Below are 10,774 nucleotides of genomic sequence, written 5' to 3' on the forward strand. Positions count from 1 at the left end.
TGCCGAGAGGGCGCGAACACATAGCCGATCCGTAACCGATTCGGTCAACGGGAATGTGCTGGCGTGCCCGGGTACGACCCCATAACCTCGCTCGCACCCGCAGAGAAAAGGATTTACCATGACCCAACCGCGCTTCGCCGGCAAGCACGTCCTGATCACCGGCGCCTCCTCCGGCATCGGCCAAGCCACTTCCGCCCGTTTCGTGGCCGAGGGCGCGAAGGTCTTCGGCCTGGCCCGCTCGACCGAGGGCCTCGAAGAGACCAAGTCGATGTGCGACAACCCCGACATGTTCAACTACGCGTCCTGCGATGTCGGTGACGAAGCCTCGATCACCGCAGCGGTCAAGGCCGGCGCCGAGTTCCTCGACGGCAAGATCAACGTCGTGGCCAACGTCGCCGGACTGACCGTCAAGACCCCGATCGCCGGCTACGACTCCGAGGTGGCCCGCACGTTGATGGACGTGAACTTCCACGGCCCGATGCGCGTGATCGCCGAAGCCCTGCCGCACATGGTCGAGGGCGTCGGCAGCTCGATCATCAACATCTCCTCCACCTCTGCCACCCAGGCGATGCCCGAACTCACCGCCTACGGCGCCTCCAAGGCCGCACTGGTCACCGCCACCATGGGTCTGGCGGTGGAGCTGGCCCCGAAGCGCATCCGCGCGGTGTCGCTCAGCCCCTCGGGTGTGAAGACCAAGATGATGTGGGACATCTGGGAGCAGGTGAAGGACTACGACGGCGACTGGTACGGCCGCCTGCTGCACCTGTGGGGTCAGGAGGAGTCCGGTGAGGCCGCCGAGTTGGCCGCCTTCATCTGCTTCGCCGCCTCCGATGACGCGGTCTACTGGAATGCCGCCGATCTGCGCATCGACGGTGGTGCGCGCGCGTCGCTCTGAACGCACGATCCAGCACGGACACAACAGAGCGGTACCGCTTCCCTCGGGGCGGTACCGCTCTGCTGTGTCTGCGCGCTTGGGTGGTTCAGTCCCGCAGCCGCGGGTAGGCGGCCAGGTAGTCGGCGAACCGCTCGTCGATCTCTTCTGGGGTCATCCCGAAATCGGCCGGTGAGTACGAGCCGGACGGCGCCCGGTCACCGCTGATCGAGATCTCGTACTCGGCCCGCATCGCCGCTTCTGCGGTGGAATCGAAGTCCATCTCGTAGCGCTCGTACACCGATCGCATCATGGCGATCGGGTCCTTGACGTAGTCGCGGTAGTACACCTCGACGATCCGGTCGGCGAACTGTTCGCGCTGGGCCAGGAAGCGGTCGATGTCGCCACCGAGCATGTCCAACATCAGATCGGCCAGCGGACGACCGGACTCCAGCGGTGAGGTGGGGCTCTGGAAATACTGGATCACGTTGCACACCGACGGAATCGTCTCCACCGGGTCGCGATGCATCACGATCACCCGGGCGTCCGGATAGGCGTCGAAGATGCCCGGCAGGGCCCCGGTGTAGCCCGGATTCTTCAGCACCCATCGCTTCTCGGGGCTGGTCGACCCGATCAACTGCAGGTTCTGCTTGTGCCGGTGCATCGCCGCCTTGTAGTCGTTGTCGGCCAGCCACCGCACATAGCTCGGCACGTTGGCCGTACTCGGAAAACTGTTCGCCACGAACATCTGCGCGGTCAGGTGGTGACACTCATCGGCCAGGTCGGCCCGCAGATAGTGCAGCCCGCGCCCCTGGGGCGTCCCGGTGCGTGAAGAGTTGAGCCGCTCGTTGAACACCGAGTAGGCCGGGTTCGACTCCCAGGTCTCCCGCGGGGGACGCGGCTGGGGGCTGAAGCCCAACCACATCTCCAACGCCTGATGTCGGGGATCGGAGGCCAACAACCGGTGGGAGGCCGTGGTTCCCGATCGCGGCAATCCGACGATGAAGAAGGGCTCGGTGATCGCGATGTCGGCCACCCCGGGCACCGCCTTGAAGCCCGCTTCGGCGACCAGCCGGGCGATCAGATATCCGACGACAGTGCCGTACAGGGATTCGACGCCGAATTCGTTCAACTGGGCTTCGGTGTTCAGCGAATCGAGCAGTACGTGCAGACCTTCGCTGTAGCTGTCGACGTCCCCGAAATCGTCCAGGCCACCGGAGTTCTGAATCGCCAGTTCGTGCAGTTGTTGGGCTTGCGCGGATAACGTCATGGACGCCCTCTCCTAGGTGACCTCTGCCGGAATATCGAACTTCGCCACGTACTCGGCGAAGGGCTCCCGGATGTCCTCCGGGGTGGTGTGGAAGTCGCGGCGCACGTCGTACCGGATCCGGCTGACCTTCTCACCGAGCTGGTGTTCGGCGATGAAGGTGTCGATCTCCTGACGGGCCTGATCGGTGAGCTCGAGGCCGAGCTTGTCGTAGATCGTGTGGATCGCGGTCCAGTTGTCGCTCATGAAGGGCGCGAAGGGAACGTCGACGATCTGTTCGGGTTCGACCAGATGTCGGTCGCGCATACCGGCATGCTTCAACCGGGCGCACAACTCGGTCCAGTAGTCCATGTGCCGCTGCGGGTCGACCTCGGTCTGCCATTGCTGGGCGACGTAGGTGTGCATCGTGGCCATCGACTGCACCGAGGCCACCGGGTCGCGGTGGGTCTCGATCAGGATCGCATCGGGGAACACGTTCAGCAGTGCGGGGATGTTCTCGATGTGGGCCGGGTACTTGGTGACCCACTGATCCTTGGGACGGAAGTGGGTCATGATCTGCATTACGAGCTTCAGGTACTCGTAATGCGGGGTCTGATCATGGGCCAGGTAGTAGTCCCGCCATTGTTCGGCGTGCTGATAGAGCTGTTCGGGGTAGTAACCGGAGAAGTCCTGGGCGAGGATCTCGATGTCCTCCTCGATCCGCCAGGGCTGCATCGGGTGCCAGGCATGCATGTACGGGTTGCCGGCCGTCATCATGTCCCAGGTGCGCTCCTGGGCCTTGTACCTCGGGTCGATGCCGTCGGGGCCGGGCCCGCCACCGGGCGGCGGCACCGGGGAATCGAGTTCCCAGATCGGGGCGGCCCGGAAGCGGGAGTCGGCGGCGATCAGGTTCACCAGGTGTGAGGTGCCCGATCGTGGCAGTCCGATCACCATCACCGGCTTGGTGATCTCGATCTCGCGCACCTGGGGATGTCGCGCCGCGAAGTCGTACACCCGCATCCGGTTCGACAGGTACTTGGTCATCAGGCCGAACATGGCCATCCGGGCCATGTTGGTACGGATCGGTTCGTTGCCGACGTCGACCCAGACCTGCATCCGCTCGGTCAGGGCGTCCTCGTCGGGGCCGAAGTCGTCCAGGCCGGTCGCATCGCGGGCGGCTTCCTTGATCGCATCCACGTTGAACGGCACCGGGTTCGCGTTCGCGTAATCGGTGGCCATTTGTTGGTTGGGGGTCAGTTCTCGGTGACCGAGATTGTGGAACTCCAGGTCCGGGGCTGACATGTGCTACCTCTCACTCGAACTTGAGACCGAGTTCGCGCATCCGCGGGATCTGATCGGGGCCGGTGTTCGGCGCATGGGGGCCCGGGGTCCAGGTGACCGACTTGAGCCGTCCGGTGTAGGGGAAGGTGCCGTGCTTGTCGTAGATCTCCCACGACACCGGTGAACCCCGGTCGATGCCGATGTCGATGCCCTGGAACATCGCCTGACCCATCGGCATGTCGATGCCCTCGATCGCGGCGCGTTCCTCCCCCTCGACGGTGACCCGCACGTTCACCCGGGAGCCGCCCTCGAAGGCGGCGACGTGCAACCCGATGGAGCGCACTCCGTCGGCCAGTTCCCCGCAATCGAGCACCGTCATGATCGAGGAACTGTTGTGGTGGTAGCTCAGCCGGTCGTTCTCGACCGCCAACAGATAGCCGCCGCTCTGGGTGCCGTGGGCGAACAGCACGCCGGCATCACCGGAGTGGAACTCCAGGTCGACGGCAACATCGAAGCCGCGGCGATAGACCAACATCAGCGAGCGGTATCGCTCCAGGGTGCGGGTTCCGGGAACGAAGGTGGCCGGCAGCGAGAACACGTCCTCGTGTTCGGGTCGCACATTGCGCAGCAGGCCCGCGCCCTCGTTCAGCGGGTACACCTGGTTGTGCCAGGCCGCCCTGTCCCAGGCGGCCGACAGTTCGGCGACCAGCTCGGGATGCTCGGCGGCCAGGTCGGTGGTCTCGGTCGGGTCCTCGCGCAGGTTGTACAACTGCCATTCGTGGTCGCCGAACTCGGTCATCGCCGGGTGCAGGGTGACGATCTCCCAGCCGTCGCGGTAGTAACCGCGGTGGCCCATCATCTCGTAGTACTGCTCCCGGTGATGTTCGGGCGCATCGGGGTTGGTCAGGCTGTCGACGAAACTGGCCCCGGCCAGGGGTTTCAGCGGCACCCCGTAGCGCTCCCTCGGGTTGGTCGCCCCGCAGATCTCCAACAGGGTGGGAAAGACATCGGTGACGTGGGTGTACTGCCGCCGGAACTGCCCTTCCTGACCGTGCAGGGCCCGCGGCCACGACACCACCGCCGAGGTGGAGTGCCCACCGGCGTGGGTGTTGATCTTGTACAGCCGGAACGGAGTGTTGCAGGCCATCGCCCACCCCCGCGGGTAGTGCGGCAGGGTGCGTGGCCCACCGATCAGATCGATATCGGCCAGGTCGCGCTCCAGCGCCCCACCCAGGTCGCCGACCCCGTGGTAGTGCCGCAGCAGATCGAAGTATTGGCTGCTGCCCTGGGCCTCACCCTCACGGGAGGCGCCGTTGTCGGAGATCAACAGCACGAAGGTGTTGTCCCACTCGTCGAGTTCCTCCAGCGCCGCGCGGAGCCGGGCCAGGGACTGGTCGATGGTCTGCACCATGGCGGCGTAGACCTCCATGTAGCGGGCGAAGAGCCGCTTCTGGTCATCACTCAGCGAGTCCCAGGCCTCGACGTCGTTGCCGGCCTCGGCATTGCGCGGGGGCAGTTGGACGTCCTCGTCGAAGATGCCCAGTTCCTTCATCCGGGCCAGTCGCCGCTCGCGCAACTCGTCCCAGCCCATCTCGTAGGCACCGCGATGCCGCTCGATGTCCTCAGCCTTGGCATTCAGCGGGGCGTGTACCGCCCCGTGGGCGAAGTACAGCAGGAACGGTTTCGAGGCGTCGGAGGCCTTCACCGCGCGCACCATCGAGATCGCCTCGTCGGTGAGTTCGTCGGTCAGGTAGTAATCCTCGGGGTAGTCCTCGGGGGTGACCACCGAGTTGTCCCGGTACAGCCCGTGCGGACGGAACATGTTGGTCAGCCCGTCCATGAAGCCGTAGAAGCGGTCGAAGCCACGCTGCAGGGGCCAGGACTTCTTCGACCCCGACTCGGTGACATCACCGTCCTTGCACAGGTGCCATTTGCCGACCATCAACGTCGAATACCCGGTGTCGCGCAGCACCTCGGCGATCGTGCTGACATCGTCGGCCAGTTCCATCGCGAAGCCGGGATAACCGGGGTCGGCATGTGCGACGTAACCGACCCCGGCGGCGTGGGAGTTGCGGCCGGTCATCAGCGCGGCCCGGGTCGGGGAACACATCGGGGTGACGTGGAAGTTCGTGTACCGCAATCCCTCGGCGGCCAACCGATCGACTTCGGGGGTGTCGATCTCGGACCCGAAACACCCCCAGTCGGAGTACCCCAGATCGTCGACCAGCATCAGGATCACATTCGGGGCGTCGGCACCGGCCCGGGGACGGGGCGGCCAGTACGGCTCGGATCCGGCCATCGTCCGTCCGATGCGTCCCTCGAAGCCGTGATACGCCCGCGCCGATTCGTCCAGGTCGGTGGGAATACCGCGGTCGTCACGGGGCGCCGAAGTCGATGAAGTCATGGGAGTCAATGTGACCTACCGGAACTGATAGGACAAGCTTTTCCCGCTGACAGGGACGTACCCCTAACGTGACCCCATGAGTAGTTCTCCGGCCGGCTGGGATCTGGTGCTCGCGGCCTACACCTTGGACGGTGCCGACCTCACCGAACGGGTCGAGGCGACCGCGGCGGCGGGCTTCGCCGGGTTGTCCCTGCGCCCTCCCGATATCGGACGGGCCCTGGCCGCCGGCTGGACGATCAGCGGTATCGCCGCGTTGCTCGATGAGCACGGCCTGGTGGTCGCCGACCTCGATGCGCTGGCCCGCTGGGCGCCCCATCACTGGCAGCACCACGGGCTCCTGCCCGCCGACCACGACTTCGACACCATGGAGCAGAACCTGTGGACGGCCGCCGCCGGGCTGGGCGCCCGGTCGGTGAATGTGGTCGACATGGGTGGCCGTCCGGTTCCGGTCGCAGACCTCGCCGAGGGATTCGCCCGGGCCTGTGACCGGGCGGCCGAGTTCGGCCTGCTGGCCCACCTGGAACCCCTGGGTGGTTCGGCGGTGCCGACGATCGCGGTCGCCGCCGAGGTGAGTCGTCTGGCCGGACGGCCCAACGGCGGGGTCATCCTGGACACCTGGCACCACTTCCGATCGGGCGGTACCCCGTCCGATCTGGCCGCGGTGGCCGATCAGATCCTGGCGGTGCAGATCAACGACGCCCCGGCCACGGCCGAGCCGAATATGTTCGCCGAAACGATGCACCGCCGGTTGCTGCCCGGCGAGGGTGATGCCGAGGTCGCGGCCACCCTGGCCGAACTGCACCGGCTCGGGGTGTCGGTGCCGATCAGTGTCGAGGTGATGTCCGACCGGCTGCGGGCGCTGCCGCCGCGGGAGGCGGCCCGGTTGGCCGCCGAGGCCGGACGAGCCGTCCTGCCCGACCCGGACTGAACCGTCCGTTCGCAGCCGACCCGTCCCGACCAGGGCTCGATCAGAGAACCGCGAAGTCCCAACCGGCGTGCAGCACCATCAGCGGCCACAGGCGTCGGGTGGTGCGGCGTACTGCGTAGTCGATCAGACCGGTCAGCGTGGTGAGCGCGAACTGCGTCAGAACCTGCCCCACGTTCTGCCCCAACAAGATGTTCGGCAGATGCCAGGCACCGAAAAGCAGGGCGCTGATCCACATCACGTGCATCTCGCCGAAGCCGCGATCGCGCAGCTCGGTGATCACCCAACCGCGGAAGATCAGTTCCTCGGTGAAGCCCACGACCAGCACCAACACGAGAATCGCGCCGAGCAGGGCGGGGCCGGTGGAGTTGAACTGCACCACCCGGCGCACCAAACCGGCGATGGTGACCGCGATCGGGATGATGATCAGCAGGCGCATCCAGATCGGGGGACGCGGCAGGTCCTTCTGGTCGCGCCAGACCCGGCGCAACCGGCCGGTGGCGGCAAGGGCGATCACGACAATCAGCCCGACCACCGCCATCGGCAAAGCGCCGCGCAGCAGGGTCGGCTCGACCTTTCGGCCGAAGTCGATGTAGTCACCGGGGACGACCGACTTGAGGGCCACTGACACCAGCACCCACGTCAGGGAGAGCACGATGCAGGCAACGGCGACGAACCATACGGGCGCGGTCTTGCGCTGAGGTGAAGTCTCTGGTGTTGAAGCAATCACGCGATCAGCCTAGGCCCGCCCGGACTCGTCCGGAACCCGGCCCCCGGGCGTGTTGTGTCACGGTGCCAGGGGCAGGCGCATCGTGATCACCGTGCCGCAGGGATCGTTGTCGGCCACCGTGACTTCGCCGTCGTGGCGTTCCACGATGCGTTCCGACAGCACCAGCCCGATGCCCGCACCGTCCTGTTTGGCCGAGAACGGTGCCAGCAGCAGCCGGTTGCCGGTGGCGCTGTTGGGCAGGCGGCCCTCCGCGACGTCCTGATGGTGGGCCTGGTCCAGGCCGCGTCCCCAGTCCTCGATCGCACAACAGGCCCGGTCACCGTCGGCGAAGGTGCGCACCCGCACCAGCCGTGGCCCATCGGCGACCAGAGCCATCTCGTCGATCGCGTTGAAGCAGTAGTTGATGATCACCTGACCGATCAGGATCTGCTCGCCACTGATCCGCAAAGGTTCGGAGGTCAGCTCCGATTCGACCACCACCCCACGTTCGGCGGCCCGCAGTCTGGCGAAATACAGGCTCTCCTCGGTGATCGCATTGAGGTCCGAGACCGTCGCCGGGCTTTCGATGCGCTGTACGTACCGTTTGACGCTGCTGACGATGTCGGCCGAACGGCCGAGTTGTTGCCGGGCGCGTTCCACCGCGTACCGGATGTCCTGCTCGGTGAACCGTCCCGAATCGAGTCGGGTCAGGATGCCGCTGAGGAAGTTGCCGGCCGCGGCCAGCGGCTGCCCCAGCTCGTGAGCGATGATCATCGCCATATCGCCCATCGCGTTGTACCGGGCCAAATACTGCAGGTTGGCCTCCTGGTAGTCGTGGGCCTGCTGCATCTCCACCCGGGTGGTGATGTCGCGCACCGCCAGCAGGGTGGACGTCATCCCGTCGTGGTCGACCTTCTCGGCCTGACCCGACAGCCAGCGGGTCTGCCCGTCGATGTCGACCTTCAGCCGCAACTCAATCGGCACCCCCACCTGCTCCACCGCGTCCCGCCAGTCAACCGCCGCGCCGCTGGCGATGCTCACCTCGGCCAGGGCCTCGAGGGGTTCGCCGATCACCCGGTCGGGGTAGCGGCCGAACAGTTGCGAGACCATGTTCGACACGTCCAGCACCCGGCCCTCGTCGTCCAGCAGCAGGATGCCGGCCGAGGCGTAGGACATCAGTCGCATCAGGTAGTCGTTGGTGCGTTCCAGTTCGGCCTCCAGACCGACCTCCTGGTCGATGGCGCGAAACTGCACCATCACCACCGGCCCGTCGTCGAAGGGCACCAGGGTGGCCACCGCATCGGTCAGAAAGTCCCGGCCGTCCTTGGCCCGGTACTTCCACCGCTTGTGGCTGACTCCGCGGTTCACCGCGTCCTGCAACCAGGCCACCCCGACCTCGCGGCGGTACTGCTTCTCCGACGACGACATGTGATGGGCCTTCAGTGGACGAAGTTCCTCCAAGGTGAACCCGAACATCCGGCAGGCCGCGGGGTTGGCCCACAGGATGTTCTTGCTCGCCGCCTCGTGAATCAGCACACCCACCTCGGTGTGCAGGGCCATTTCCCGGAAATCGCGTCCGGTCGGAAACAGGTCCCCTCGGCTCGTCTGCATGCAGGCCATCCTGCCCGGCGTACGGGGGTCGGCCAACCGATTCGGGGCCATTGCCGGGGCAAGTAGGGGATTCCTTCAGGAGCAGCCTGGAAAGTCCCAATAGCTGGGCCGGTGGCGGCGACTTTACGTTGGGCCCAGCACCTGTACGTCTCACACCCTCCGGAGGAACGATGACCGCGTCGCCCAAGACCATGGTGACTGCCGAGCCGGAGGGCCCCGCCCGCGAGCGTGCCTTCGAAGAGGCTCTGACCACGCTGCACGAGCGCCGCGACGAGTTCAACGAGCAGGGCTACGTACCGCAGGATTTCATCGATCAGTTGAAGCGCGCCGGCATCTACCGCGCCTCCACCCCCGCCCGCTTCGGTGGCGACGCCCAGGCGCCCGCGGAGTTCCTGGAACGCATCGAGAAGATCTCGGTGGTCGACGCCGCCACCGGTTGGGTGGCGAGCTTCGGTTCGGCGCTGTGCTACTTCGCCGCGCTGCCGTTGGAAACCCAGGCCGAGATCTACGCCGACGGCCCCGACCTGGTCTTCGCCGCCGGCCTGTTCCCGTTGCAGGAGGCCGAACGGGTCGAAGGCGGCTACTCCTGCACCGGGGTGTGGCAGTTCGCCTCCGGTTCGCATGCCGCCGACATTCTCGGGGTGGGCCTCAAGGGTGGCCCCGAAACCCAGGGCCGCCCGGTCACCGCCCTGCTGAAGCCGGAACAGGCCGAGATCGTGGCCAACTGGGATGTCTCCGGGATGAAGGCCACCGGGTCGAACGAGATTCACCTGGACGGGGTCTTCGTCCCCGATGAGTACACCTTCATCCGCGGTGGCACCCCGCTGGTCGACGAGCCGCTGTACCGCTATCCGTCCCTGTCGTACGCCGCCCAGGTGCTGGCGGTGACCGGTCTGGGTGCTGCCCGGGCCGCTCTGGATTACAGCCGGGAGGTCGGTTCGGCCCGTACCTCGATCACCGGCGGGCGGGCCAAGGGCGCCCGGCCCAGCTACCAGATGGAGCTGGCCACCGCCGAGGCCGAACTGCGCTCGGCCCGGTCGTTCTTCTACGAGGAGACCGACCGGGTGTGGCAGTTGGCCGTGGCCGGCGACCCGATCGACGCCGAAACCACCGCCCTGTTGCGGCTGGCCACCAGCCACATCGCCCATGTCAGCCGCAAGGTGGTGCTGGCCTGCTTCGACCTGGCCGGCACCGGCGCGATCTACAACTCCCATCCGCTGCAGCGCTGCCTGCGCGATGCCCTGGTACCGGCTCAGCACGCGATGTTGCAGACCAACACCATCGAGGCCGCCGGGGCGGTACTGCTCGGCGCCGACGTCACCATTCCCAGCTTCCCCTGATCCGACAACCACCGGAGGAAACCATCATGAGCGAACCACTGCGCGTGCTGTTCTGCATGGGCATCAACCAGAACTTCTTCGATCTGCCGAAGTCCGATATCGGTGTGGTGTGGCGGGCCTTCGCCGGCATGCTGGCCGAGATGGAGGACTTCGACGGGGTCGAGGTGCTGGGCAATATGGACGACGACTCGCACATGGTCGGCCCGTCCGACGGATGGCCGTGGACCTGCTACGTGCTGGCCGACGTCCGTGATCAGGAGACCGTGAAGCAGGTCTGCAACCTGTTCCGCACCACCGAGGTCTTCGGCGGCGATGCCCTGTGGAAGTACGCCAAGATCGAGGCCCGGATGGGCCGCAAGCTCGTGATCCGCCCCGAGGTCACCTGAG

At 66.3% G+C, this 10,774-nt stretch carries 9 protein-coding genes; 4 read left to right on the forward strand and 5 right to left on the reverse strand.

The window, feature by feature from the left end; translation table 11 throughout:
* Positions 1 to 118: 118 nt before the first annotated feature.
* Positions 119 to 895 (forward strand): SDR family NAD(P)-dependent oxidoreductase, encoded by a 777-nt coding sequence (locus tag ACR4XW_RS14270; RefSeq protein ID WP_434761238.1) that lies wholly within the window; start codon positions 119 to 121, stop codon positions 893 to 895.
* An 85-nt stretch (positions 896 to 980) separates the two neighbouring features.
* Here ACR4XW_RS14270 and ACR4XW_RS14275 read toward each other — a convergent pair whose 3' ends face one another.
* Genes ACR4XW_RS14275 through ACR4XW_RS14285 form a run of 3 tightly spaced genes read right to left on the reverse strand, consistent with a single transcriptional unit; the run spans position 981 to position 5,802 of the window.
* Positions 981 to 2,141: a sulfotransferase family protein gene (locus ACR4XW_RS14275; RefSeq protein WP_434761239.1), complete on the reverse strand. Its 1,161-nt coding sequence runs from the start codon at positions 2,139 to 2,141 to the stop codon at positions 981 to 983.
* A 12-nt stretch (positions 2,142 to 2,153) separates the two neighbouring features.
* Entirely contained in the window at positions 2,154 to 3,419 is a 1,266-nt protein-coding gene (locus tag ACR4XW_RS14280) for a sulfotransferase family protein (RefSeq protein WP_434761240.1), read from the reverse strand.
* Between the two features lie 10 nt (positions 3,420 to 3,429).
* On the reverse strand, positions 3,430 to 5,802 hold the full coding sequence (locus ACR4XW_RS14285) for an arylsulfatase (RefSeq protein ID WP_434761241.1): 2,373 nt from the start codon (positions 5,800 to 5,802) through the stop codon (positions 3,430 to 3,432).
* A 76-nt stretch (positions 5,803 to 5,878) separates the two neighbouring features.
* On the opposite strand from ACR4XW_RS14285, the gene ACR4XW_RS14290 reads away from it, so the two are divergent.
* A complete protein-coding gene (locus tag ACR4XW_RS14290) occupies positions 5,879 to 6,730 on the forward strand; it encodes a sugar phosphate isomerase/epimerase family protein (RefSeq protein ID WP_434761242.1) in 852 nt (283 codons plus the stop codon).
* A gap of 40 nt (positions 6,731 to 6,770) precedes the next feature.
* Here the strand turns inward: ACR4XW_RS14290 and ACR4XW_RS14295 are convergent, their stop codons facing one another.
* Both ACR4XW_RS14295 and ACR4XW_RS14300 read right to left on the reverse strand, forming a co-directional pair.
* Positions 6,771 to 7,358: a CPBP family intramembrane glutamic endopeptidase gene (locus ACR4XW_RS14295; protein WP_434761243.1), complete on the reverse strand. Its 588-nt coding sequence runs from the start codon at positions 7,356 to 7,358 to the stop codon at positions 6,771 to 6,773.
* A 156-nt stretch (positions 7,359 to 7,514) separates the two neighbouring features.
* Entirely contained in the window at positions 7,515 to 9,047 is a 1,533-nt protein-coding gene (locus ACR4XW_RS14300) for a PAS domain S-box protein (protein WP_434761244.1), read from the reverse strand.
* A gap of 170 nt (positions 9,048 to 9,217) precedes the next feature.
* Between ACR4XW_RS14300 and ACR4XW_RS14305 the strand changes: the two genes are divergently transcribed.
* Together ACR4XW_RS14305 and ACR4XW_RS14310 are read left to right on the forward strand one after the other, a co-directional pair.
* Entirely contained in the window at positions 9,218 to 10,387 is a 1,170-nt protein-coding gene (locus ACR4XW_RS14305) for an acyl-CoA dehydrogenase family protein (RefSeq protein ID WP_434761245.1), read from the forward strand.
* Between the two features lie 26 nt (positions 10,388 to 10,413).
* Positions 10,414 to 10,773 (forward strand): hypothetical protein, encoded by a 360-nt coding sequence (locus ACR4XW_RS14310; RefSeq protein ID WP_434761246.1) that lies wholly within the window; start codon positions 10,414 to 10,416, stop codon positions 10,771 to 10,773.
* The last annotated feature ends 1 nt before the right edge of the window (position 10,774 follow it).

This window comes from Pseudenemella bisphenolivorans, from assembly GCF_051133435.1.
Taxonomy (GTDB): domain Bacteria; phylum Actinomycetota; class Actinomycetes; order Propionibacteriales; family Propionibacteriaceae; genus JAAYAO01.